This window comes from Leuconostoc fallax KCTC 3537 (genome assembly GCF_000165675.1).
Lineage (GTDB): Bacteria > Bacillota > Bacilli > Lactobacillales > Lactobacillaceae > Leuconostoc_B > Leuconostoc_B fallax.
The window spans coordinates 62,817-87,069 of sequence record NZ_AEIZ01000008.1 but is presented as its reverse complement, the minus strand read 5'-3'; the positions used below and the strand labels follow the sequence as shown (position 1 = coordinate 87,069).

25 protein-coding genes and 4 pseudogenes are annotated in these 24,253 nt (G+C 38.6%); 27 read left to right on the top strand and 2 right to left on the bottom strand.

All coding sequences use genetic code 11. The annotated features are described in order from the left end of the window. Positions 1-61 precede the first annotated feature (61 nt). Together LEUFL_RS0102000 and LEUFL_RS0101995 are read right to left on the bottom strand one after the other, a co-directional pair. Positions 62-424, bottom strand: a complete 363-nt coding sequence (locus tag LEUFL_RS0102000; RefSeq protein WP_010007117.1) for a TIGR02328 family protein — start codon at positions 422-424, stop codon at positions 62-64. A gap of 12 nt (positions 425-436) precedes the next feature. Beyond that, positions 437-763 (bottom strand): heavy metal-binding domain-containing protein, encoded by a 327-nt coding sequence (locus tag LEUFL_RS0101995; protein ID WP_010007116.1) that lies wholly within the window; start codon positions 761-763, stop codon positions 437-439. 115 nt (positions 764-878) lie between these two features. Here LEUFL_RS0101995 and LEUFL_RS0101990 point away from each other — a divergent pair, with 115 nt between their 5' ends. From LEUFL_RS0101990 to LEUFL_RS0101865, 27 genes and pseudogenes are all read left to right on the top strand, one after another. Continuing rightward, complete coding sequence (locus LEUFL_RS0101990) at positions 879-1,562, top strand: response regulator transcription factor (RefSeq protein WP_237697869.1); 684 nt, start codon at positions 879-881, stop codon at positions 1,560-1,562. Beyond that, positions 1,552-2,181, top strand: coding sequence for an ATP-binding protein (locus tag LEUFL_RS0101985; protein WP_010007113.1), 630 nt, complete (start codon positions 1,552-1,554; stop codon positions 2,179-2,181). The genes LEUFL_RS0101990 and LEUFL_RS0101985 overlap by 11 nt, the downstream gene beginning before the upstream one ends. A 26-nt stretch (positions 2,182-2,207) precedes the next feature. Continuing rightward, positions 2,208-2,543, top strand: coding sequence for an ATP-binding protein (locus tag LEUFL_RS0101980; protein WP_010007111.1), 336 nt, complete (start codon positions 2,208-2,210; stop codon positions 2,541-2,543). A 96-nt stretch (positions 2,544-2,639) separates the two neighbouring features. Continuing rightward, positions 2,640-3,410 carry an ABC transporter ATP-binding protein gene (locus tag LEUFL_RS0101975; RefSeq protein ID WP_029508605.1) on the top strand — a complete coding sequence of 257 codons (771 nt, stop codon included), beginning with the start codon at positions 2,640-2,642 and terminating at the stop codon, positions 3,408-3,410. Next, complete coding sequence (locus LEUFL_RS11005; protein WP_050792566.1) at positions 3,407-4,810, top strand: FtsX-like permease family protein; 1,404 nt, start codon at positions 3,407-3,409, stop codon at positions 4,808-4,810. Before LEUFL_RS0101975 ends, LEUFL_RS11005 begins: the two co-directional genes overlap by 4 nt. Further along, positions 4,800-5,330, top strand: coding sequence for a hypothetical protein (locus LEUFL_RS12350; RefSeq protein ID WP_050792565.1), 531 nt, complete (start codon positions 4,800-4,802; stop codon positions 5,328-5,330). Before LEUFL_RS11005 ends, LEUFL_RS12350 begins: the two co-directional genes overlap by 11 nt. Before the next feature lie 238 nt (positions 5,331-5,568). Next, positions 5,569-7,017 (top strand): NCS2 family permease, encoded by a 1,449-nt coding sequence (locus tag LEUFL_RS0101965; RefSeq protein WP_010007108.1) that lies wholly within the window; start codon positions 5,569-5,571, stop codon positions 7,015-7,017. Positions 7,018-7,063: 46 nt separating this feature from the next. Beyond that, positions 7,064-7,288: a cold-shock protein gene (locus LEUFL_RS0101960; protein WP_010007107.1), complete on the top strand. Its 225-nt coding sequence runs from the start codon at positions 7,064-7,066 to the stop codon at positions 7,286-7,288. After that, positions 7,288-7,842 (top strand): NUDIX hydrolase, encoded by a 555-nt coding sequence (locus LEUFL_RS0101955; protein ID WP_010007106.1) that lies wholly within the window; start codon positions 7,288-7,290, stop codon positions 7,840-7,842. The genes LEUFL_RS0101960 and LEUFL_RS0101955 overlap by 1 nt, the downstream gene beginning before the upstream one ends. Beyond that, positions 7,843-8,151, top strand: a complete 309-nt coding sequence (locus LEUFL_RS0101950; RefSeq protein ID WP_010007105.1) for a hypothetical protein — start codon at positions 7,843-7,845, stop codon at positions 8,149-8,151. 48 nt (positions 8,152-8,199) lie between these two features. Continuing rightward, positions 8,200-8,877 carry a 5'-methylthioadenosine/adenosylhomocysteine nucleosidase gene (locus LEUFL_RS0101945; RefSeq protein WP_029508603.1) on the top strand — a complete coding sequence of 226 codons (678 nt, stop codon included), beginning with the start codon at positions 8,200-8,202 and terminating at the stop codon, positions 8,875-8,877. 131 nt (positions 8,878-9,008) lie between these two features. Then, positions 9,009-9,485: a ribosome maturation factor RimP gene (gene rimP, locus LEUFL_RS0101940; protein ID WP_010007101.1), complete on the top strand. Its 477-nt coding sequence runs from the start codon at positions 9,009-9,011 to the stop codon at positions 9,483-9,485. 17 nt (positions 9,486-9,502) lie between these two features. Continuing rightward, positions 9,503-10,630, top strand: a complete 1,128-nt coding sequence (nusA, locus tag LEUFL_RS0101935) for a transcription termination factor NusA (RefSeq protein ID WP_010007099.1) — start codon at positions 9,503-9,505, stop codon at positions 10,628-10,630. A 15-nt stretch (positions 10,631-10,645) separates the two neighbouring features. Further along, complete coding sequence (rnpM, locus tag LEUFL_RS0101930) at positions 10,646-10,948, top strand: RNase P modulator RnpM (protein WP_010007098.1); 303 nt, start codon at positions 10,646-10,648, stop codon at positions 10,946-10,948. Continuing rightward, positions 10,935-11,257, top strand: a pseudogene (locus LEUFL_RS11000) (L7Ae/L30e/S12e/Gadd45 family ribosomal protein). The gene rnpM and the pseudogene LEUFL_RS11000 overlap by 14 nt, the downstream one beginning before the upstream one ends. Continuing rightward, on the top strand, positions 11,258-13,771 hold the full coding sequence (gene infB, locus LEUFL_RS0101920) for a translation initiation factor IF-2 (RefSeq protein WP_010007096.1): 2,514 nt from the start codon (positions 11,258-11,260) through the stop codon (positions 13,769-13,771). 42 nt (positions 13,772-13,813) lie between these two features. Then, positions 13,814-14,167: a 30S ribosome-binding factor RbfA gene (gene rbfA, locus LEUFL_RS0101915; RefSeq protein WP_010007094.1), complete on the top strand. Its 354-nt coding sequence runs from the start codon at positions 13,814-13,816 to the stop codon at positions 14,165-14,167. A gap of 75 nt (positions 14,168-14,242) precedes the next feature. Next, positions 14,243-15,421 carry an aminotransferase class I/II-fold pyridoxal phosphate-dependent enzyme gene (locus LEUFL_RS0101910; protein WP_010007093.1) on the top strand — a complete coding sequence of 393 codons (1,179 nt, stop codon included), beginning with the start codon at positions 14,243-14,245 and terminating at the stop codon, positions 15,419-15,421. 2 nt (positions 15,422-15,423) lie between these two features. Beyond that, positions 15,424-15,984 carry a PTS glucose transporter subunit IIA gene (locus LEUFL_RS0101905; RefSeq protein ID WP_010007092.1) on the top strand — a complete coding sequence of 187 codons (561 nt, stop codon included), beginning with the start codon at positions 15,424-15,426 and terminating at the stop codon, positions 15,982-15,984. Continuing rightward, positions 15,962-16,875 (top strand): annotated as a pseudogene (gene truB, locus LEUFL_RS10995) (tRNA pseudouridine(55) synthase TruB). The gene LEUFL_RS0101905 and the pseudogene truB overlap by 23 nt, the downstream one beginning before the upstream one ends. 2 nt (positions 16,876-16,877) lie before the next feature. Continuing rightward, on the top strand, positions 16,878-17,834 hold the full coding sequence (ribF, locus tag LEUFL_RS0101895; protein WP_029508602.1) for a riboflavin biosynthesis protein RibF: 957 nt from the start codon (positions 16,878-16,880) through the stop codon (positions 17,832-17,834). A gap of 114 nt (positions 17,835-17,948) precedes the next feature. Next, positions 17,949-18,974, top strand: a complete 1,026-nt coding sequence (gene hrcA / locus LEUFL_RS0101890) for a heat-inducible transcriptional repressor HrcA (protein ID WP_010007088.1) — start codon at positions 17,949-17,951, stop codon at positions 18,972-18,974. 13 nt (positions 18,975-18,987) lie between these two features. Then, on the top strand, positions 18,988-19,557 hold the full coding sequence (gene grpE / locus LEUFL_RS0101885; RefSeq protein WP_010007087.1) for a nucleotide exchange factor GrpE: 570 nt from the start codon (positions 18,988-18,990) through the stop codon (positions 19,555-19,557). Positions 19,558-19,646: 89 nt separating this feature from the next. Next, a pseudogene (gene dnaK, locus LEUFL_RS10990) lies at positions 19,647-21,484 on the top strand (molecular chaperone DnaK). Between the two features lie 70 nt (positions 21,485-21,554). After that, positions 21,555-22,447, top strand: a pseudogene (locus LEUFL_RS10985) (DnaJ C-terminal domain-containing protein). An 87-nt stretch (positions 22,448-22,534) separates the two neighbouring features. Beyond that, on the top strand, positions 22,535-22,807 hold the full coding sequence (locus tag LEUFL_RS0101870; RefSeq protein WP_010007086.1) for an ACT domain-containing protein: 273 nt from the start codon (positions 22,535-22,537) through the stop codon (positions 22,805-22,807). Between the two features lie 35 nt (positions 22,808-22,842). After that, positions 22,843-24,186, top strand: a complete 1,344-nt coding sequence (locus LEUFL_RS0101865) for a PFL family protein (RefSeq protein WP_010007085.1) — start codon at positions 22,843-22,845, stop codon at positions 24,184-24,186. The last annotated feature ends 67 nt before the right edge of the window (positions 24,187-24,253 follow it).

The following is a 24,253-nucleotide window of genomic DNA, read 5'->3' as shown; positions in this document are numbered from 1 at the left end:
AAATAAAACAAAAAGACAAGCATTATTGAGTCTTGCTTTTTTTGTTGATATTTGACATCATTTAAATGATAATGTTTTTACGTTTAAGATTATCAAGACAAGCATGGTAATATTGTGTATTATGTTCAGGATAAATAGGTGCTGTAATATCAACTTGAGCTAATACTGGATAGGCTGTCATATATTGACCGCGATAACATGGGTCAAACCATTTCATATCTGGATGATAACCGCGTTTAATCATTTCTGCCATAACGAGATAATGATACTGAAATAATTTATATGGGGAGTAGTTAAATACATAGTTAACCGTTTGGTGCGGGCGTTGCCAACCTTTGCCGCGCAATGCGCAACATTCACGATGCTGACCGAGTAACTGCTGACGCGGTAGACGAGCAATCAGCTTTTGGTGCCATAATCTCATGTATCCTCCAGTTTATAATTTTTCTATCTTAACAGCTGTACCATACGCTGCAACAGATTCTCCCAATTGTCCTGATGTTGTATCAAAACGAAACATGACAATAGCGTCGGCACCCAATTGTTCTGCAGTATCACGCATACGATTAACGGCTTCTTGTCGCGCATCATATTGTAGACGAGTATAACCCTTTATTTCACCACCAACAATTGATTTTAACCCTTGGCCAATATCCGAAATAATATTACGCGAACGGGTAGTTTGCCCGAAAACGTTACCCAGTGTTTCAGTTATCTTATAGCCAGCAATATGTTCTGATGTGATGACTATCATATCTGACATAAAAAATCCTCAATTCAATTTAATTTGTAACAATATACTTTTCATTTTAAACAGAAATAGATCATGATACAAACAAACTGATTGAGAAACATTTGATTAAATAACTAAGGAGTCGATGATGATCAAAATTATGATTGTAGAAGATGATAAAGATTTGCTATTGGCATTGAGTCAGGGACTTAGCAAATGGCAGTACGATATTATCCAAGTGCAAGATTGGCAACATGTTGCTCAAGAATGTTGGCAGGCAACACCAGCGCTTATTTTGATGGACATTAATTTACCTACTTATGATGGCTTTTATTGGACAGAGTGTATTCGTACAAAATCCAAAGTGCCAATTATTTTTATTTCAGCTTCTGCTATGGATCCTAATTTAGTCATTGCTATCAAGACTGGCGCTGATGACTACATTGTGAAACCCTTTAGCATGAATGTTCTGTTAGCTAAGATGCAGGCTTTGCTACGGCGAACAGTTGATTATTCAACGATACCGCAAGGTATTCAATTTGGGGACTATCAACTTAATGCAATGACAAATATATTGGGTAATGCGTCCCAGCAGGTAAAGTTAACAGCCACGGAAAGTATGATATTAAAATTGTTGATTATTAATATGCCACAAACTGTTTCAAAACAGCAACTATTAGAATTAATTTGGCAAAATGGCGCGTTTATAGATCAAAATATTTTGATGGTCAATATGAGTCGCTTGCGTGATAAATTAGCTCAGCTTGGATTAAGAGAAAATATCGTCACAGAACGTGGGAAGGGCTATCGTTTAGTAAATGACATTTAAACAAAAATATTTATACATTGCGCGTTTATTTTGGGATCAACGGTTATTTATTATTTTTTATATTGCCTTATTATTGTTGATTGCATTATTGTGCGCATTGTACGCACTACCCATGCAATTGTGCTGGGACTTAACACGTTTGACATGGTTACCAGTTATAGTGCTAGTCTTATACCGTGTTTATCAGGAGCATCAACAAATTAAGCAATGTCAATCTTATTTATCTGGTGTATCTCCAGATATTTATCATGCCAATAATATGGTAGAAAACAGTTATATTGATGTTATACATCAGTTTAAAGATAAAAGTGATACGACAAAAAACGATGCGTATCAAAGTATTCGAGAACATCAAGATTACTTAATGACGTGGAGTCATGCCATAAAAACGCCATTAACAGCTTTAAAAATACAAGCCGATTCACAAATGTTGTTATCAAATCATGCGGTTCGACAACAAGTCCTACTCATTGAACGACAATTAGAATTGTTATTAAATTATGAGCGCCTATCTGACTTTAATCATGACCTTGAGTTTGGATGGTTCGATTTGAAACGTATTGTTAATGACGTCGTGCAACGTTATGCGACATTTTTATTGCCAAAAATATATCGGTAAACGTTAAAATAGCTTCAGTTCAAATTTTGACGGATGAAAAGTGGTTAACATTCGTTTTGGACCAAATCATCTTTAATGCAATTAAATATTCTAAAAATGATAGTGAAATAACAATAAGTTGGCAAGTTAAGACGCTTAAAGTGATCGATACTGGTGTGGGGATTGCGGCAGCTGATTTACCACGAATATTTGAATCGGGATTTACCGGTCATAATGGTCGTCAATATAAAAAGGCAACGGGGATGGGTTTATATATGGCGCGTAAAGTTAGCGGGTATTTACAGCAGAACATTTCTATTACATCAATAGAACATGAAGGAACAATAGCGGCAATCCAATTTAGTACGCAACATATACGTTGAATATAACAAACTGTAAGGTTTCTAGCATTTCTGTAACTAGTGAAGTGTGAGGAAACCTTTTATAGTTAAGTTATGAATTGAAGGGGATGAATGAATATGACAATTTTAAGCTTACAGCATATACAAAAGCAGTACGATATATCGCAACAGAATGGCTTTTTAGCTTTACGAGATGTTTCCTTTAATGTGGATGAAGGCGAATACGTCGCTATTATGGGAGAATCAGGGGCCGGCAAAACAACATTGCTGAATATTATTGCGACTTTAGATAACGCAACAGGTGGCGAAATTATACTTAACAATCAGAATTTAAAGCAACTGAGTGAGAAGCATGCAGCACAATTTCGTCGCGAACATCTGGGCTTTGTTTTTCAAAATTTTAATTTATTAGATACCTTTAATAATGAAGAAAATATTTTATTGCCACTTGTCTTAGATAAAAAATCAGTTCCTGATATGAAAATGCGCCTAGCTACCTTGGCTAAGCAACTAGAAATTGAGGGCATTTTAAAACGTTTTCCTTATGAAATATCCGGTGGTCAAAAGCAACGTATTGCTGCGGCTAGGGCGCTGATTACACAACCAGATTTACTATTGGCTGATGAGCCAACTGGTGCGCTCGATTCACACAACACTGAGCGTTTATTAACAATATTTGAATCTGTCAATCAACAAGGACAAACTATACTAATGGTCACGCATAGTGCAAAGGCAGCGAGTCATGCTAAACGCACATTATTTATTAAAGACGGTAAAATTTTTCATGAAATATATCGTGGTGATCAATCAAGAACTGCATATATGAGTAAAATTAATGCCAGTTTAGAAGCGCTGAGTAATGACGATGAGGAGATGATGCAATCATGATTCATATTCGATTAGCTTGGCATGGTATCATACATCATCGCCAACAGTTTGGGCCTTTTTTACTAGCTAGTACTGTATTAATGGCAGTTAATTTTACATTTTTCGCTGTTCTAAATAACACAGGTTTAAAAACGATAGAGATGGGTGAAGCTATTCGGTCAGTGACCACTATTGGCACGGTATTTACAATTATCTTATCTGCTATTTTTATGTTATATGCCAATAATTTTTTGAATAAGCAGCGAAATCAAGATTTATCGATTTATAGTATGTTGGGCTTACGACTGCATGATTTACGGTTCATTGTAATCATTGAACAGATGATACTGTGGCTCTTAACAATAGTTATGGGTATTATTGCTGGGACAACATTTTTTAGATTATCTTTTCTTTTATTAAAGCACTTACTTGGATCCAATACCTTAGTGGAACAGTTACCAGTACGTGCTATCGTGAGTTGTTGTATTCTTTTTAGTGTGATATTTTGTTGCCTGATTATTTATAATATTTATCAATTGTATCAAGTTAAGCCGATTCAGTTAATGCGACAATCACAGGCTACTGAGAAAGCACCCAAGAATCGTTGGCTGATGAGTTGGTTTGGATTAGCCTTATTGGGTACTGGTTATGCCATATCTGTTATGACTAAACCAAATTTGAGTGCCATATTGCAGTTTATGCTTGCGGTGGTTTTAGTGACGGTGGGGACCTATATTCTGTTTATTATGGGTAGTATTACATTGCTCAAATATCTTAAAAGTCGACCTCATTTTTATTACCGCCCCAATCATTTTATTGCCGTATCGGGGATGTTATTTCGTATGAAGCAAAATGGGGCTAGTCTAGCTTCTATTTGCTTACTATGCGCTTCTATCTTAGTGACGATGGTTGCCTCTGTTAGTTTATTTGTTGGTGAAGGTCAATTGATTAAGCAGTGGAATCCGTTAGATATTATGACACTATCTCAATCAGATACACTGTTGCAACATGAGCAACAAATTGTACATTTAGGGCGTCAACATGATATTAAAATTGGTAACATCTATCAGGCAAGTATGACGACGCCGATAATTGGTGATTTTAGTGGTAATCAGTATATCAGTCATACCAATATATCGAAAGGTGTGTCACAGCTTTCGACAATGACGCTAGCAGATTATAATCAAATACAAGGGACGAAGCTTAAACTAAAAGATGATGAGGTATTGGTTTATACACAAGCTGATGATTTTCATCAGCAGACACTTAAAATTAATGGGCATACTTACCATAGCCAAACAATTGCTCACTTCAAATTAGCAGCTAACTACGGTCATAGCATCTTTAAGCCAATTTTCATTATTACAGCGAATCAGCAAGTAGCACAAACGATTAATCCACAAAAAATGGTTGCGCGTTAATGGCTTTAATCTGTATGGTGGTACCCAAAAGCAACGTTATCAGTTCGCTCAACAATTACAAACGCAACTTAAGTTGGATAACGCTAGTTATACAGCAAGTCCAATTTTAAGCTATACTTTTCATGCCATATTTGGTGGTTTAATTTTTGTTGGTGTATTAGTCAGTATGACAATGGCAATTGCAACAGCGTTGATGATTTACTATAAGCAGATTTCTGAAGGCTATGCTGATCGCTGGCGTTTTAAGACATTACAACAAGTGGGCTTGAGTTCAGATGAAACAAAGCAGGTCATCCATAGCCAAGTGCTATTGGTCTTTATGCTACCAATATTGGGTGCTACAATTCATCTGGGGTTTGCACTGCCTGCGCTTAAAAGTGTTTTGTCACTATTCTCAATGTATAATTTATCGTTATTACTAACCGTTAGTGGTGTCACGATTATATTATTAGTGGTCGGATACTTGATTATTTATGCGTTAACAACTAAAGCATATCAACGTATTGTCATACATCGTTAATCTGAATGGATACGGTATCTTGTTATCTAAGACTATCAATGCTAGACTATTCTATGTAAAATTTAGCTGATATAGTATCGAATAATGGTCGATTGTTTCTAGCCAGCACCCATGCTGGAACTATCATAAATGTTTTTATTTGATCGATAGCCATTTGTGCGTCGATTTTTTATTTGCCATAGTATTGAGATATCAATAAGCTAATACGTTACAGTATTGCATTGTATAGGAGAAAATAATGGAAAAATTATTTCAATTAAAGGAAAATAAGACCACCATTCGGCGTGAAATTATTGCCGGTATTACGACATTTGTATCCATGGCTTATATCTTCTTTTTAAACCCTCAAATTTTGGGCCAGGCTGGCGTGCCAACACAAGCGGTATTTTTAGCTGCTATTCTGGTTGCGGTTTTTGGTACATTGTTTATGGGCTTCTTTGCCAATGTGCCTTTTGCTTTAGCACCAGGTATTGGTATGCAAGCCTACTTTACCTACACCATTGTATTTGGCTTTGGTTTTACCTGGCAGCAAGCTTTAGCCATTGTCTTTTTGGTGGGTGTTGTCGATATTGTCATTACTTTAACACATGGTCGTCGTGCGATTGTTAAAGGGATTCCATCTGAGTTAAAAGCCGCTATTGGCGGTGGTATTGGATTATTTGTAACCTACATTGGTTTAAAAAATGCAGGTTTTATCAATTTTATTGTTGATCCAGGTAATATTGTGACATTGAACGGTAAGCCTTTTACTGGTGAAGCGCATGGGACACTTAATAGTATTTTAGCAAATGGCGGCGTAACACCAGAATTAACAAAATTTAATCATCCAAGTGCGCTGTTAGCACTTATTGGATTTATTATTTTGGTTGTATTAGTTATGCGTCGGGTACCAGGTGCTTTCCTAATATCATTGATTGTGACAACGCTAATCGGTATTCCAATGGGCGTTACGAATACGCATATTGGGGCAGGTACCTCTGTTGGTCACGCATTTAGTGAGTTGGGGCAGGTTTTTGGCCAATCACTGGGTGCACAAGGAATGGGTAGCTTATTCGATAGTTGGCATCATGCGTCGTTAGCATTAGTGACCATTTTTGCTATGGGATTGACAGGATTATTTGATGCAATTGGTACTTTGATTGGTATTGGTAATCAGACAGGGATTTTTTCAAAGCAAGATCAAAAGGCATTTGATTCAAGTACTGGTTTTAATTCTAAGATGGATCGTGCACTATTGGTTGATACATTTACGACAGCCTTTGCCGGTATTGTTGGCACATCAAATACGACGACGTTTATTGAATCAGCGTCTGGTGTTGCGGCTGGAGCAAGAACAGGATTGGCAAATATTGTGACTGCTATTGGGTTTGCCTTAATGATTTTATTTGCACCTTTTGTTGGTGTTGTACCAACAGCAGCCACTTCACCATTACTTATTCTAGTTGGGATTATGATGATGGGTGAGTTCAAGAAAATTTCTTGGGAATCGTTGGAAGTCGCTTTGCCAGCATTCTTTACATCCGTATTTATGGCATTTAGTTACTCTATTTCGTATGGTATTGCAGCTGGATTTATTTTCTTTATTATTGTGAAGTTTACCTTAGGAAAGTTTAAAGAAGTGTCACCTGTTTTATTGATTGTATCTGCTTTCTTTTTGGTTAATTTTGTGGTTCTGGCATTTATGTAAATAAAATGAAAACGCCTATTGTGGCGTTTTTTGATACAATTAAAATATGAAAATAGGAAAAGTAAAAATTTGGCAACAAGATCGTGGTTATGGTTATATCACACCTGATGAGGGTGGCGATGATATATTTGTACATTTTAATGGCATTGATATGCCGGGATTTAAATCACTGCATCAAGGTGAAGCAGTCACCTATGTTTTGGTTCAAGGCTACAAGGGCCTTCAAGCAGCTCAAGTGAGACCTGTTGATTCACAAGGAGCCTCATATTAATGGCTGAAAAAGAAACACTGATTGATGCTAAAGTATTATATGAGGGGCCAATCTTTGATATTGAAACACAAGCAGTTCAATTGGCCAGTGGCCAAACGGCTAAGAGAGATATTGTCCGGCATGTTCCAGCAATCGCGGTTTTAGCGTTTCAAGATAGTGATCATATTATTCTAGAGCGACAATGGCGAGCAACAATTGGTGATTTTATTTTAGAAATACCTGCTGGAAAGCTTGACCAACGTGATATTAATGATCCAATCCATGCTGTGAGACGCGAACTTAATGAAGAATTGAGAATGCATACTGATGATATCCATCAAGTGATGGGATTTTATGAAACGGTTGGCTTTTCAGATGCTTATATGCATTTGTATACGGCACATGATTTGCAACCTGTCCCAGAAGATGAACAATTACCGCGTGATGTTGGTGAAACAATGGATTTGGTAACTGTCAGTTATGATGAGATGCTTGCTATGTTTCAACGCGGTGAACTCAATGATCAAAAAACGATTACTGCATTTTTGTATTGGGCATTTATTAGAGGCAATTAAATGACAGATGAAGAAATGAGTCGTAGCGCACGGCATAGTGACCGTCTGAGCAAAAGGCAACGTGAAAAACAACGTGTTGCTGTTGAGCGAGAATATGCTAAAAGTCATCCCACAAAAGTAACAACTGTAACGCCAGAAACGCGGGAAGAAATGCGCTTGACGCGTAAAGGGCGTTATGAGTTGGGGAGTGATGGTAAATTAACAACTAAAGGTAAAGAAACAAGATTAAAGCATCGATACAATGTACTGATTATGTTTTTAATTATCTTGATTGTTTTATCGTATCTTTACTTCTTTTTTATCAATTAATGAATATGGAAAGGATCGTCTAGCAATATAATGCTAGACGTATTAATTATGAAAATTGGTATTATTACGCCTATGGCTGAAGAAAAAGGGTCTTTAGTTGCGGCTCTAGAAAATATTACTGTTAGGCAGTATGGCGGTTCAGAAATCATTGAAGGAACATATAAAAATCATGATGTTGTTTTGACTGAATCGGGTATTGGAAAGGTAGCTGCTGGTGCTGCTACTGCCATGCTTCTCAATAATTATGCACCCGATTTATTAGTGAATACAGGATCAGCCGGCGCTCTAGATGAAAACCTGGTGATTGGGGATGAGGTAATCGGGACACATTTAGCTTATCATGATGTTGATGTGACGGCATTTGGCTATGAATACGGTCAGTTACCTGCACAGCCATTGTATTTTGAATCAGATGCACAGGTTGTGACAGAGTTTACAGCGTTGACGACAACCCGTACTGGTCTGATTGTATCTGGTGACCAATTTATTCAACAAAGTCAAAAGGACAAAATTAAGGCAGCGTTCCCAACGGCACTATTAGCTGAAATGGAGTCGGCTGCAGTTGCACAGGTTGCAACACGCTTTGGTACGCCGTTTATCGTGTTACGTAGTGTTTCTGACTTAGCTGATGGGCACTCTGATGTGACATTTGATGAGTTCGTTGTTGAAGCAGGCCGTCGCTCAGCAGCGTTATTGCTACGCTATTTGGATAGTAAAACAGCATAAAGTTGCATAATATATTGAAATTAGTTATAATTATTATAGTTAATTTGCATATTATGTGAATGGGCGGGTCCATGGGGGACCGGCTCATTTTTTATGAAAATATGGCGTTGAATTAATGAAAGGAGTGAAATATGGCAAGTAAAGTCGAACAAACAGTAGCTCAACTAGTTAAACCGGTAATCGATGAGCATGGTGATATACTATGGGATTTGACTTTCGGTAACGAAGGTGGACAACGCGTCCTTAGAATTTTGATTGATAAAGCTGATCATGAATTTATTACCATGAATGATCTAACAAAATTAACAGAAGAAATTAATGAACTTCTAGACAATAGTGAACCGGATCCTATTCCAGGAACCTATATGTTGGATATTAGTTCACCTGGTGCAGATCGCCCGTTAAAAGCATTATGGCATTATCAATGGGCTCAAGAAGCAGATGAAAATATTTTGGTTTCCCTTTTTGTCGCAAAAAATGGACGTAAAAAATGGCAAGGCAAGATCAGTGAGATTAATGATGATGCTATCGTTTTGATAACTGACGATGAGACATTAACGCTTGCATTTTCTGAAATTGCAAAAGCATCGTTAGATGTACAATTTTAATTGATGAGGTTAATCTAATGAGTAAAGAATTAGTTGATGCACTAGATGCATTAGAAAACGAACGTGGCATTGATCGTCAAATCGTTGTGGATGCCTTAGAGCTAGCTTTAGCAGCAGCTTATAAGAAACAGTTTAACGCCACACAAAGTAATGTCGATGTCACATTCAATGATCGTAATGGTAGTATTACCATTAAGCAAATCAAGACAGTCGTGCTTGATGAAGATTTCGAAGATGAAGTGATTGAAATCCCATTATCTGAGGCATTGGCCATTAACCGTGCTTATGAAGCTGGTGATGAAATTCGCTTTGATGTGACACCAAAGAATTTTGGTAGAATCGCAGCTCAAACAGCTAAGCAAGTTATTATGCAAAAGCTTCGTGAAGCAGGTCGAGAAGCGATTTATAAGAAGTTCTCCGAATATCAAGACGAAATCATTACTGGAGAAGTTGAACGACAAGATGCGCGTTTCTTGTATGTTATGTTACCTGGTAATCAAGAAGCTGTTATGGCACAAAACGATCAAATGCCAAATGAACATTATCGGATGCATGATCGTATTAAGGTCTTGGTTTCAAAAGTTGAGAATAGTCCTAAGGGACCTCAGATTTTTGTATCAAGAGCAGCCGAAGATTTGGTAAAACGCTTATTTGAACAAGAAGTCCCTGAAGTTTATGATGGTACTGTTGAGATTATGAGTATTGCACGTGAAGCAGGAGACCGTTCTAAGATTGCGGTTTATACACATGATTCTGATTTAGATCCAGTCGGTGCCTTAGTGGGACAACGCGGTACGCGTGTACAGGCGGTGGTCAATGAGCTTGGTGGCGAAAATATGGACATCGTTGAATGGGTTGAAGACGAAGCACAATATATTGCTAATGCTTTGAATCCATCTGAAGTTGTTGATGTCATCTTTGATCCTGAAAATAATCATGCGGTGACAGTTATCGTTCCTGATAATCAATTATCTTTGGCAATTGGTAAAAAGGGGCAGAATGCACGTTTAGCCGCACGGTTAACAGGATTTAAAATTGATATTAAATCTGAAAGCGAAGCCGCAGATTTTCTAGCAAAAGTAGCCGAGCGTGAAGATACCAGTCAACCAGAAGAAAAGAACCAAAATTCTGATATGGATATGTAATAAGGAGGACTATATATGAAACCTCGTAAAATTCCAATGCGTAAAGATGTTGTAACAAGTGAAATGTTTCCTAAAAAAGATCTTGTTAGAGTAGTTAAAAATAAAGATGGTGAAATTAGCTTAGATCCAACGAGTAAAGCGAATGGTAGAGGCGCTTATATTAGTCTGAATGTTGACAATGCTAAAATGGCGAAAAGTAAAAAGGTACTTGATAAGGCATTTAGTATGAAAGTGAGCGATGAATTCTACGATGAACTTATTGCTTATGTTGATCACCAACAAGCACGTCGGGAACTTTTTGCTAATGATTCAGAATAATGATCAGAAAATATTGAATCTTTTAGGATTGGCAATGCGTGCTAATAAATTAGTATTGGGTACAGAACCAACACTAAGTGCAATCAAGTTGCAAAAAGTCGGCGTCGCTTTTTTCCCAAGTGATGGCGGTAAAAGCCAGGGAAAAAATTAGCTGATAAATCAAATACTTATGGTGTGACGCTAATTCAAAATTTCTCTCGCGAACAGTTGGTTCACGCAATTGGAGTTAATCGTTCTGTCTTTGCAATAGCAGATCGTGGATTTAGTCGGAAAATAAAAGCATTAATTTTAGAAAAGGAGCGGAACTAAATGGCAGAAGATAAAAATAAACTTACTAGCTCAAATCGTCCCGTAAGAAAGCAAGCAGTTCCAGAAAGAAAGGAATTACCTGCTTCACAACGTCGCCATGCGGCAAAGTTAGCAGATGGTTCGAAGCCTGTTAATAATCAAGCACGCCCAGCGCGTTCTGGTCGCCCAAATAATAGTAACAATAGTCAAGGACGTCCAAATACTAGTCGTCCAAATAATGGTGCAAATGCATCGTCAAAATCACAAACACGTGGTGGCGCTACGCGTCAACAAGGTCAAGGAGGACAGCAACGCAATAACAACAATGCTCGTCCAGGATCACGTGTAGCTCCCGCTCAGGGGCGTCCGGCAGTTCGCGAGAAGCGTTCATGGTCAACGAAGCCACGTGAGGGTCAAATCGATTACTCTGCAAAGCCTGATAACAGCCTTAAGCAGTATCGTGAAGAAAATGAAAAGAAGCGTGCGGCACAAAAGCCAGCACCAAAGAAGAAGCCAGCAACGCCTACAGCTGCTACAAAACCAGCTACAACAGCTAAACCTGAAGGTACTACTGCCAATGGTGCGGGTCGTTTTGGTGGTGCGTTGTCATCTGGCAATAACTCAGCACGTAATAACTCGCGTAAGCGTAATACGACAGGTACAGGCCAGCAAACACCACGTCGTAACGACCGTCCACGTGGTTCTAAAAAATCACGCCGTATTGCTGCTAAGCGCCGTTCAACAGCCCCAGTTACAGAACGTAAAGAGCAACCATTGCCACAGGTTCTTGAATACCGCGTTGGTATGAACGTTCAGGACCTATCTAAGTTGCTTCATCGTGATACAGCAGAAATTATCAAGAAATTATTCTTATTAGGTATTGTAACGAACCAAAACCAGAGCTTAGATCAGGATACGATTGAAATTTTGGCTGCTGATTATGGTATTGAATCTAAAGAAAAGATTCAAGAAGACGTTGCTGATATTGATAAATTCTTTGAAGATACGCATTTAGATGAATCAAAGATGGTACCTCGTCCACCAGTTGTAACAATTATGGGACACGTTGATCACGGTAAAACAACATTGTTGGATTACTTACGTCAATCGCATGTTACTGAAGGTGAAGCAGGTGGTATCACACAGCATATTGGTGCTTATCAGGCGCGTTTGAATGATCGCTTAATTACATTCTTAGACACACCAGGACACGCGGCCTTTACTGAAATGCGTGCACGTGGTGCAAATATTACTGATATTACAATTTTGGTTGTTGCCGCTGATGATGGTGTGATGCCTCAAACAATTGAAGCGATTAATCATGCTAAGGCAGCTGGGACACCAATTATCGTTGCTGTTAACAAGATCGATAAGCCCGGTGCGAACCCTGATGATGTGATGAACCAATTAATGGCCTATGATCTTGTACCAGAAGAATATGGTGGTGATACGATATTCGTTAAGATCTCTGCTAAGTTTGGTCAAAACGTTGATGCACTTTTGGAAATGGTCTTACTTCAAGCAGATGTTTTGGAGCTTAAGGCTGATCCACACACACGTGCGCGTGGTTCTGTGGTTGAAGCTCGTCTTGATAAAGGACGTGGCCCAGTGGCTACAGTATTGGTTCAACAAGGTACGATGCGTGTTGGAGATCCAATTGTTGTTGGTAATACTTATGGTCGTGTTCGTACAATGACAAATGAACGTGGTCAAGATGTTGCTGAGGCAACACCTGCAACACCTGTTCAGATTACTGGTTTGAATGATGTGCCACAAGCTGGCGATCGTTTCATTGTAATGGAAGATGAAAAGACGGCACGTGCAGCCGGTGAAGAACGTGCAAAACGTGCGCAAGAAGAAGAACGTCATTCTGGTTCTGTTGTAACATTGGATACATTGTTTAATAAGATGGCTGAAAATGCGATGAAGACGGTTCCTGTTATTGTTAAGGCCGATGTGCAAGGATCTGTTGAGGCTTTGACGGGCTCATTGAAGAAGATTGAAGTTGACGGTGTTCGTGTTGATATTATTCACACTGCTGCTGGTGCAATTAACGAATCCGATGTTACATTAGCTGAAGCTTCAGGTGCTATCATTATTGGATTTAATGTGCGTCCTACGCCATTGGCAAAATCACAAGCTGATAACGAAGCAGTTGATATTCGTCTATACAATGTTATCTATAATGCGATTGATGATGTTGAAGCAGCAATGAAGGGTCAACTTGAACCTGTATATGAAGAGAAGGTTATTGGTCAAGCCGAAATTCGTGAGTTGTTCAAGTTCTCTAAGGTTGGAACAATTGCAGGTTCTATTGTCACTGAAGGTAAAATTACAAATGATGCCAAAGTGAGATTGTTACGTAACAATGTTGTTGTTTACGATGGTGAACTTGGTTCATTGCAACGTGGTAAAGATTCAGTTAAGGAAGTGAAGTTTGGCTTCGAATTCGGATTCACAATTGCAAAGTATGATGATGTTAAGGTTGGCGACACAATCGAAGCTTATATTATGCAGGAAGTAAAGCCTAAGTAATTTTTTGAGGCGTTATCATCATAAAGTTTGGGAGGTACAAAGATGGCTAATCCACAACGTGCAGGACGTTTGAGTCAGGAAATTCAGCGTGATGTAACGGATTTACTGCTCAAAAGAGTGCGTGATCCACGTGTTCAGGATGTTACGATTACAAGTGTTGATGTTACGGGTGATTTGCAAGGTGCAACAATTTACTATTCTATTTTGTCTGATTTAGCAAGTGATGCTAAGAAGGCACAAGATGGTTTAGAGGCTGCAACTGGTTTAATTCGTAAAGAATTAGGTAGCCGTTTGACTGTATACAAAATCCCCGAACTTAAATTTGTTCGTGATACATCTGTGCAATATGGTAATCATATTGAAGAACTGATTAAGAAATTGCATAAAGAAAATTAATTCAAAAGCGATAATCAAGAGATTATCGCTTTTGTGTTAGAATAGTAACAAGTCATTAAATTAAAGGATGGAACTATGACAGAATTTACGCCATTACTTAACTCTAATATTACTGCCATGGCACCTGATAAATTATTAGGTTTTCAAGAAAAAGTACGTGATATTCCTGATTTGGTTCGCTTAACCTTAGGAGAGCCTGGGTTTGATGTTGATGAACGCATTAAGAAAGCTGCAATTAATGCAGTAGAACAGAACCGTTCGCATTATTCCGAAAGTCAAGGAGAGCGTGTTTTAAGGGAAGCTGCCGTTACTTATTTTAATAACACTTATCATTTAAATTATACAGATGAACGTAATGTTATTGTCACTTCTGGTGTAAGTGAAGCGATTAACGTGGTGTTTAATACATTGCTCAATGCCGGAGATGGTATTTTAATTCCGGAACCTGCATATGGTCCGTATTTTTCTTCTATTAAGTTAGCACGTGGTGAACGAATCACCATTGATACTGCCACAAACAATTTCAAATTAACACCGCAAATGATTATTGAAGCTGTCAAAAATGCAACAGTCCCAGTACGTGCTATTTTGATGAACTATCCCACTAATCCAACCGGCGTTACATATTCTCGTGAAGAGTTAGAAGCGTTAATAACAGTGTTCAAGCAAGAAAACCTATGGGTTATTTCTGATGAAATTTATTCAGTGCTAACCTATAACCAAGAGCATGTGTCATTAGCAGAATTATTACCGGAACAGACGATCTATATTAATGGTCTCTCTAAGTCGCATGCGATGACTGGTTACCGTATTGGGTTTATTCTGGCGCAAGCTGATGTCATCCAACAAATGCAAAAAGTACACGGTGCTTTAGTTTTTGCTGTGCCAACGGTAATTCAAGATGCTGCGCTCGTTGCATTACGTGATGTTCAAGACACGCCGTTAGCAATGCGCGATATCTACCAACATCGACGTGATTTTATTGTGGCACAGCTTGAAGCATTAGATTTTGATGTTGTTAATCCAGAGGGTGCCTTCTATGTATTTGCTAAGTTACCAGCTGATCTAGGCGAAGATGGTGATGCGTTTGCCTTGAAATTAGCCAATGAAGGTAAGGTAGCAGTGATTCCTGGTTCTGGTTTTAGTGATAGCGCCAAAGCCTACATTCGTATTTCTTATGCTGCCTCGGATGATGTCCTTAAAGAAGGTATGGCACGATTGAAAAAATATGTTGATAAATTACGGGAGAGATAAACATGGATTGGTGGCGTAAGCTTAGGCGTTTGCGAAAATCAAAATTAGTGACAATTAGTCGGCACCACAGTGATATGCAACCTTTGCGTATGGCAAAAACCGCGCACGACATCGCATTAGTTGCTCCGGCTACAGGCCAAATGCAACCACTGATAAATAGTAATTTAGAGCTATTTCGCAATAAAATGATGGGTGATGGTGTTATGATTTGGCCAATTGGCGGTAATATCATTGCGCCTGTATCAGGAATTGTTACAAATTCCTCTAGTGAACAATTGAATATTAAAACTGCCGATGATAAGGAAGTGATTTTGACGTTTGGCGGTGAAAATATTGGTATTGCGCATTTGGCACGATATCTAGCAGGACAACAACTTCATGCTGGAGATACAATAGGTACTTTAAATCAAAATATGTTAGCTGCTTATCCAAAGGGTATTGACATATATGTTATCTGGACAAATAATAATGTTCCGAGCATGACGTACGGATCGGTATATGCTGGACAGAATATCTGGAAAATCAACGGAGATAGTGATTATGAAGCCGCAACAGACGACTGATGGCATACTGGTAGTTAACAAACCAAAAGGTATGACATCTTTTGACGTTGTTGCTAAAATCAGAAAGAAGTTTAGCCAAAAAAGGTGGGACATGCTGGGACTTTAGATCCTAGTGTAGAAGGTGTTTTAGTCATTGCATTAGGTAAGGCAACAAAACTTATTGATGAATTGCAAACTCGACCTAAAACATATATTGGCGAAATATCTTTAGGGTTTTCTACGGAAACAGAAGATTTAGACGGTGATATTGTCGAAAAAGTACGCATTACACAACCGTTTACTGAGCAGCAAATTGATGACGCTATGGCAAGCTTAAATGGTAATATTATTCAAGTGCCACCTATGTATTCCGCGGTAAAGGTGGCTGGTAGAAGGCTTTACGAGTATGCACGTTCAGGTGAGCGTGTTGAACGCCCGCAACGTGATGCGACGATATATGATTATCATCGTACGTCGGCGACGACACTTGAGGATGATGTTCAGAAATTCAGCTTTGTAGCGCAGGTTTCCAAGGGAACGTATATTCGAACGCTGGCTGTAGATACTGGCAATGTCTTACAAATACCAGCTACAATGTCATATTTAAAAAGAGTGAGCGGTAGCGGTTTTGGTATTGACCAATCACACGATTTGGCGGACATTATTGCAACATCTGATACTGAATTACGCCAATTAGTCGTCCCAATTTCAGACGTGCTTACATGGTCACAACATAATCTATCTCAGGATGAATGGTTCAAAGTAAAAAATGGCCAAAAAATTTCGATTGATGATTGGCCTGCTAATGAAGAACCGAAGATGTTGTATTTTAACAGTGAGTTAAAGGCGGTTTATGTATTTGATCATGATAAATTGTTGTGGCGTTCACGATATGTATTTTCAAACGAGTAATGATGACAGAACTAATTAATTTACATTATCCAATTAAACAAGACATTGAACCCATGCCCCAAGTTGTGGCAATGGGATTTTTTGATGGTATACATTTGGGGCATCAAGCAGTATTGCAACAAGCCAAATCTGAAGCTGATGCACTTGGTATACCCAGTGCAATACTGACGTACGCGCCACATCCGGCGGTTGTATTCCAAAAATTTGATCAACCCATGCAATATTTGACACCATTGTCGGAAAAGCTAAGACTATTACAAGAAATTGGCATTGATTACATGTATGTGATGAACTTTACTTCACAATTGGCTAGAGTGAAGCCGCAAGCCTTTGTCGATGATGTTTTGATGCGTTTGAATCCAGTGACTGTTGTAGCCGGTTTTGATCACTTATATGGTCCTAAAAATAGCCAGGCGGACATGCAACATTTATCGAGTTATGCTCAGAATAGGTTTAACACGATTGTTGTTAATAAAGTTGATCATGATACAGAAAAAGTTGGTTCCCGACAGATTCGTCATCTTTTAAACAACGGACATGTAGATGAAGCGAATCAGCAGCTTGGCCGTATTTATGAAACAGCAGGATTGGTTGTTCATGGTGAAGCAAGAGGGCGAGAGCTAGGTTTTCCAACAGCTAATATTGAAACGACAATTCAACAGTTAGTGCCGGGTATTGGTATTTATGCGGTTGAAATTTTAGTCGCTGGATATTGGCGTTATGGCATGGCTTCAATTGGCCGAAATGTAACTTTTGGTGCAAAACGACCGATTACAATTGAAATCAACATTCTTGATTTTAATGAAGAAATATATGGTGAATTTGTTCGCGTTCGTTGGCACCATTATTTGCGTGGTGAAGTCAAGTTTGATAATGTTGAGACACTCATCCAACAGCTTCAACAAGATGAAATTGTTACACGAACATACTTTAAAAAGATTAAGCAAGAGATGGCTTAATCTTTTTTAGCATTCTAATAAAAGAGTGCTAAAAAGGGTTGCAATTTTTCTAGAATAGTGTATCATAATATTTGTTAGCAGTTAGAACTTAAGAGTGCTAAAAAGGTGTGTGGAATGTTAACAGAACGACAAAAATTAATATTAAATGCGATCATTTATGAATACACACAAACTGCACATGCTGTTGGATCGAAAACCTTGCAAAGTCAACTCAATATGAAAGTGAGCTCTGCAACGATTCGTAATGAAATGGCGGTACTAGAGTCAGAAAGTCTCATTAAAAAAGCGCATACATCTTCTGGACGTATGCCTTCGCATATTGGGTATCGCTACTACTTAGATCATTTAATGGTGAGACGTTATGCGACTGAGCAAGATGTCAATGCTGTGATTCAGTCGTTTCGTGGCAATTTCCATGAAATGGATGATTTATTGGATGAATGTGCACGTACTTTATCAACCTTGACTGATAGCACAGCAATCATCTTAAAACCGCAGCGACATGATTTGAAAGTTTCTGGCTTTCGTTTGGTACCATTAGAGGGACATCAGTTAATTGCTGTTCTTGTAACGAATGATGGCAAGGTAACAAGCCAAACATTTAAGTTGCCGCGTGAGCTATCGATATCGTCTTTGGATGATATGGTGTATTACATTAATAATCAAATTGTTGGACAACCAGTACACTATGTCTTGAAATTAATGCAATCCGATGAATTACCAACACAATTGTCGCGATTAATTCAAACACCGGCTGCTTTTCTACAGTTATTTGGAGATGTACTGGCACGTTCAGTAGTTGATCATGTCCATATTGGTGGCCGATTAAATGTCTTGGATTTTAGCGAACACGCTGACTCTAAAGATATTAAGCGTCTTTTGGAATTTTTAAGCGATCCATCATCAATTAGACGTATCGCAAATACATCTGGAGATAATGTAACGATTAAAATTAGCCAAGAAATAGGCGAACCATTATTAGCACCATTTACCTTATTGACGAGACGTTATACTATGCCAAATAATTCTCATGGCTTAATTGCCCTTTTGGGACCTATTCGTATGCCATATGCACGTAATATTTTATTGATGGATACATTTGGTGAAGCGCTTAGTCAGAAAATGATTGAATATATATAGGAGGTCACTTGCTGTGACGCAAAAACAAGAAGACATTCAAAAAGAAAATCAAAAAGACGAAGAAATCATTGAAGAAACATCATCTGTTGATGAAGTTAAAAATGAATCTGAAGAAACATCTGAAGTAGATCCATTACAAGAGAAGATAACTGAACTTGAAAAAGCAAACAAAAATCTTGAAGATAAAGAATTACGTTTGCAAGCTGAGATACAAAATATTCAGCAACGGAACGCACGTGAAACACAGGCATTACTTAAATACGACGGTCAAAAATTAGCAGCGGCTATTTTACCTGCCGTTGATAATCTGGAGCGTGCTTTAGATGTTAACGCTGAAGATGAAGTTGCACAACAAATTAAGAAAGGCGTAGAAATTACGCTAAATACTTTGAAACAAGCATTGAAGGATCGTGGTATTGAAGCGATTGGTACTGTTGGTGAATCGTTTGATCCAACAAAACATCAAGCCATTCAAAGTGTTGAATCTGACTTAGAGTCAGATAAAATTGCACAAGTTCTGCAGAAGGGCTATATGTTACACGACCGAGTTTTGAGACCAGCAATGGTTGCAGTTAGTCAGTAAGTATTAAGTATCTTGAGATTCAACGTTATTAACGTACCACTCATTAAAAAGCAAAATTGATTAAACTATTTAGAAAAGGAAGTATCAACATGTCAAAAATTATTGGTATTGATTTAGGAACAACCAATTCAGCTGTTGCCGTATTGGAAGGTGGTAGCCCAAAGATTATTACAAACCCAGATGGTGGCCGTACAACACCTTCTGTGGTTTCATTTAAGAATGGCGAAAGTCAAGTTGGTGATGTAGCTAAGCGTCAAGCAATCACAAACCCAGACACAATTATTTCAATCAAATCTCATATGGGTGAAGCTGGTTATAAGGTTAATGCCAATGGTAAAGACTATACACCGCAAGAAATTTCAGCGATGATTTTGCAATATATCAAAGGATATGCTGAAGATTACTTGGGCGAAAAAGTTGACAAGGCAGTTATCACAGTTCCTGCGTACTTCAATGACGCGCAACGTCAAGCAACTAAGGATGCAGGTAAGATTGCTGGGTTAGAAGTAGAACGTATTATTAACGAACCTACTGCTGCAGCCTTGGCATATGGTTTAGACAAAATTGACAAAGATGAAAAAATCTTAGTTTATGATTTGGGTGGTGGAACATTTGATGTTTCAATTCTTGAATTAGGAGATGGCGTTTTCGAAGTTTTGTCAACAAACGGTGACACACATCTTGGTGGTGACGATTTCGATGATAAGGTTATTGATTATTTGGCTAGCCAATTCAAGTCAGAAAATGGTATTGACTTGAAGGATGATAAGTTGGCATTACAGCGTTTGAAAGATGCTGCAGAGTCTGCCAAGAAGACTTTGTCATCTGCTAACGAAGCGCAAATCGATCTACCATTTATTGCCTCTGGTGCTAATGGGCCATTGCACTTGCAAACATCATTAACACGTGCTAAGTTTAATGAACTAACAGCAGATTTGATCAAGCGTGCTGAAGAACCTGTTAAGAACGCTTTGAAAGATGCTGGCTTGACAATGAACGATATTGATCAAGTGATTTTGAATGGTGGTTCAACACGTATTCCTGCTGTTCAAGAATCTGTTAAGAAGTTAACAGGTAAAGAACCAAATCATTCAATTAACCCTGATGAAGCCGTTGCGCTTGGTGCTGCTGTTCAAGGTGGTGTCATTACTGGTGACGTTAAGGATGTCGTATTGCTTGATGTGACACCATTATCATTAGGTATTGAAACAATGGGTGGCGTGTTTACTAAGTTAATTGATCGTAACACAACAATTCCAACATCTAAGTCACAAGTGTTCTCAACAGCTGCTGATAATCAACCGGCTGTTGATATCCATGTGCTACAAGGTGAGCGTTCAATGGCTACCGATAATAAGACATTGGGACGTTTCCAATTAGCAGATATTCCTGCTGCACCTCGTGGTGTACCACAAATTGAAGTGACATTTGATATTGACCGTAATGGTATTGTTAATGTATCAGCCAAAGACTTAGGCACACAAAAAGAACAAAAATTACAATTCAAGCAGCTGGTGGTTTGTCAGATGAAGAAATTGAAAAGATGATGAACGATGCTAAGGCAAACGAAGAAGCGGATGCTAAGAAGAAGGAAGCTGTTGATACACGTAATAAAGCTGATCAACTTATTTTCCAAACAGAAAAGACTTTGGAAGAAGTTGGTGACAAGTTGGGTGATGACGAAAAGAAGCCAACACAAGAAGCTTTGGATGCTTTGAAGAAGGCTAAGGAAGCTGCAACTGCTGAAGACGCTGATTTGACAGATTTGAAGGCGAAGTCAGAAGAATTAACAAAGGTAGCAGGCGAATTAGCTATGAAGCTATATCAACAGAATGCACCACAATCTGATGATGCTGATGCTGACAAAAAAGATGACAATACAGTAGATGGTGACTTCGAAGAAGTTAATCCAGATGACAAAAAGTAATTTTTAGAATTAATAAGTGCATTGCGTAAAATAACGCGATGCACGTACATATTAAAAAGGAGTTGGGGACGTGAATAACACTGAATATTATGATCGCTTGGGTATTGGCAAAGATGCTAGCCAAGATGAAATCAAAAAGGCTTATCGGAAGCTATCGAAAAAATACCATCCTGACTTAAATCACGAGCCTGGAGCCGAAGAGAAGTATAAAGAGATACAAGAGGCCTATGAAACATTAGGTGACGAGCAAAAACGTGCTCAATATGATCAATTTGGACCGGCAGGAGCTGCTGGCCAAGGTGGTTTTGGTGGTGGATTCCAGCAAGGTGGCTTTGGTGACTTTTCTGATTTGGGTGACATTTTTAGTCAAATGTTTGGCGGTGGCTTTGATCCAAATCGACCACGAAAAGGTCAAGATTTGCAATATCGTATGCACTTAACGTTTGAAGAAGCTATTTTTGGTAAAAAACAACCATTAAGTACTCTCGGACAGAAAATGGACAAACAAAGCAACATGAAGTATCTGTAACGGTGCCAGCAGGTGTTGAAACTGGTCAACAAATGCGTCTGGCTGGGCAGGGTGAAGCAGGTATCAATGGTGGACCACAAGGTGATTTGTTCGTTGTTTTCCAGGTAGATGCTTCGAAAGATGGTTTTGAAAGAGATGGTGCAGACGTCTATCTAGAGGTACCGATTAGTTTTGTCAGCGCAACATTGGGTGACGAAATTAATGTTAAAACGGTCCATGGCGATGTTAAGTTGAAAATACCTTCAGGTACACAAACCGGTACGGATTTCCGTTTGCGTGGTAAAGGAGCACCTCGATTGCGTGGTAACGGTAATGGTGATCAGTTTATTCGTGTCAAGGTTGAAGTGCCAACTAAATTAAATAAAGAGCAGAAAAAGGCGCTTGAAGAATTTCAATCAGCTACTAAAAGTAAAAAACGTGGATTTTTTGGTTAAGAAGTAAAGGCATGTGAAAACATGTCTTTTTGCATTTCATTTTAAGGTATACTGTAATGTATACAAAATTTTAACGGAGAATAACTTATGAATAAAGCGGTTGTTACTGTCGTAGGTCAAGATAAACCTGGTATTATTGCAGGTGTTGCAGCTAATTTAGCACAACACCAAGTTAATATTCTAGATGTTTCACAAACAATTATGGATGATATCTTTACGATGAGTATGTTAGTGAATTTAACACAATTGGATAAGCAATTTAACTTACTGCAAGATGATCTTAATGCTTTAGGCGAGAAACTTGGTGTAGAGATTCATACACAACGTGAAGAGATTTTTAAGGCAATGCAACAAGTCTAATAGTAAAAACTAAAACCACAATTTCTGGAGAAAACATGGATACAAGTCAGATCAAAGAAACCATTAATATGGTAGCTGAAGAACATCTCGATATTCGGACGATTACAATGGGTATTTCATTATTGGATACGATAGATTCAGATCCTAAAATGGCCGCCAAGAAGATTTATAACAAGATAACGCATTACGCGAAAGATTTGGTGCAAGTTGCTGATCAGATTGAGCGTGAATATGGCATACCCATCACTAATAAGCGTATTAGTGTGACACCCATTGCATTAATTGCTGGTAATACATCTGCGGAAGATATGTTGTACTACGCGCATGCACTTGATGATGCGGCTAAGGCAGTTGGTGTTGACTTTATTGGTGGCTATTCGGCACTAGTTCAAAAGGGCTTTAATAATGGTGATTTAGCACTTATTCATTCTATTCCAAAAGCCTTGACAGAAACAGATTTAGTCATGTCGTCCATTAATATTGGCTCAACTAAAGCAGGTATTAATTTAGATGCCATTAAATTAATGGGTGAAACAATAACGGAAGTATCAACTTTATCGAATACTGCAACGGCTAAGTTGGTTGTTTTTGCCAACGCTGTGGAAGACAATCCATTTATGGCGGGTGCTTTTCATGGTGTTAGTGAGCCAGATGTTGTGATTAATGTTGGTGTTTCTGGTCCTGGTGTTGTGAAACGCACTTTAGAAAAGGTGAAGCAACAACCCATTCATATCGTCTCTGAAACAATTAAGAAGACAGCTTTCAAAATTACTCGTGTTGGTCAAATGGTTGGTGCACTAGCAGCAGAGCGTCTCGGTGTTGAATTTGGTATTGTAGACCTTAGTTTGGCACCAACACCTGCGCGTGGTGACTCGGTTGCTGAAGTGTTGGAAGAAATCGGCCTTGAACAGGTCGGCACGCATGGGACAACTGCTGCTTTGATGCTTTTGAATGACGCTGTGAAAAAGGGCGGCGTTATGGCATCACAACGAGTGGGTGGCTTATCTGGTGCATTTATTCCGTTATCCGAAGATGCTGGTATGATTGATGCAGCACAAGAAGGCACATTATCATTATCTAAATTGGAGGCGATGACTTCTGTTTGCTCAGTTGGTTTAGATATGATTGCAATTCCAGGTGATACACCAGCAACTACAATTAGTGCTATGATTGCTGATGAAGCAGCAATTGGTGTTCAAAATAATAAAACGACGGCTGTACGTATTTTACCAGCGGTTGGTAAAAGCGTTGGGGAAATGGTTGATTATGGTGGCTTGCTAGGAACGTCTCCAGTAATGCCAGTCATAAACAAATCAAGTGCTGATTTTGTTAACCGTGGCGGACACATTCCGGCACCAATTCATTCTTTTAAAAACTAAACATGTGAAGAACCGTAAAGTATATTTTGCGGTTCTTTTTATTGAGGTGGCATGTTGTGAGCGAGTT

Coding starts and splice junctions, on each gene's coding strand:
- ribF (WP_029508602.1), top strand. CDS start 16,878: ATGACAGAACTAATTAATTTACATTATCCAATTAAACAAGACATTGAA.
- nusA (WP_010007099.1), top strand. CDS start 9,503: ATGAGTAAAGAATTAGTTGATGCACTAGATGCATTAGAAAACGAACGT.
- rbfA (WP_010007094.1), top strand. CDS start 13,814: ATGGCTAATCCACAACGTGCAGGACGTTTGAGTCAGGAAATTCAGCGT.
- LEUFL_RS0101975 (WP_029508605.1), top strand. CDS start 2,640: ATGACAATTTTAAGCTTACAGCATATACAAAAGCAGTACGATATATCG.
- LEUFL_RS0101965 (WP_010007108.1), top strand. CDS start 5,569: ATGGAAAAATTATTTCAATTAAAGGAAAATAAGACCACCATTCGGCGT.
- LEUFL_RS0101950 (WP_010007105.1), top strand. CDS start 7,843: ATGACAGATGAAGAAATGAGTCGTAGCGCACGGCATAGTGACCGTCTG.
- infB (WP_010007096.1), top strand. CDS start 11,258: ATGGCAGAAGATAAAAATAAACTTACTAGCTCAAATCGTCCCGTAAGA.
- hrcA (WP_010007088.1), top strand. CDS start 17,949: ATGTTAACAGAACGACAAAAATTAATATTAAATGCGATCATTTATGAA.
- LEUFL_RS0101960 (WP_010007107.1), top strand. CDS start 7,064: ATGAAAATAGGAAAAGTAAAAATTTGGCAACAAGATCGTGGTTATGGT.
- LEUFL_RS0102000 (WP_010007117.1), bottom strand. CDS start 424: ATGAGATTATGGCACCAAAAGCTGATTGCTCGTCTACCGCGTCAGCAG.
- rnpM (WP_010007098.1), top strand. CDS start 10,646: ATGAAACCTCGTAAAATTCCAATGCGTAAAGATGTTGTAACAAGTGAA.
- LEUFL_RS0101910 (WP_010007093.1), top strand. CDS start 14,243: ATGACAGAATTTACGCCATTACTTAACTCTAATATTACTGCCATGGCA.
- LEUFL_RS0101995 (WP_010007116.1), bottom strand. CDS start 763: ATGTCAGATATGATAGTCATCACATCAGAACATATTGCTGGCTATAAG.
- LEUFL_RS0101905 (WP_010007092.1), top strand. CDS start 15,424: ATGGATTGGTGGCGTAAGCTTAGGCGTTTGCGAAAATCAAAATTAGTG.
- rimP (WP_010007101.1), top strand. CDS start 9,009: ATGGCAAGTAAAGTCGAACAAACAGTAGCTCAACTAGTTAAACCGGTA.
- LEUFL_RS11005 (WP_050792566.1), top strand. CDS start 3,407: ATGATTCATATTCGATTAGCTTGGCATGGTATCATACATCATCGCCAA.
- LEUFL_RS0101955 (WP_010007106.1), top strand. CDS start 7,288: ATGGCTGAAAAAGAAACACTGATTGATGCTAAAGTATTATATGAGGGG.
- LEUFL_RS0101870 (WP_010007086.1), top strand. CDS start 22,535: ATGAATAAAGCGGTTGTTACTGTCGTAGGTCAAGATAAACCTGGTATT.
- LEUFL_RS0101990 (WP_237697869.1), top strand. CDS start 879: ATGATGATCAAAATTATGATTGTAGAAGATGATAAAGATTTGCTATTG.
- LEUFL_RS0101945 (WP_029508603.1), top strand. CDS start 8,200: ATGAAAATTGGTATTATTACGCCTATGGCTGAAGAAAAAGGGTCTTTA.
- LEUFL_RS0101865 (WP_010007085.1), top strand. CDS start 22,843: ATGGATACAAGTCAGATCAAAGAAACCATTAATATGGTAGCTGAAGAA.
- LEUFL_RS0101985 (WP_010007113.1), top strand. CDS start 1,552: ATGACATTTAAACAAAAATATTTATACATTGCGCGTTTATTTTGGGAT.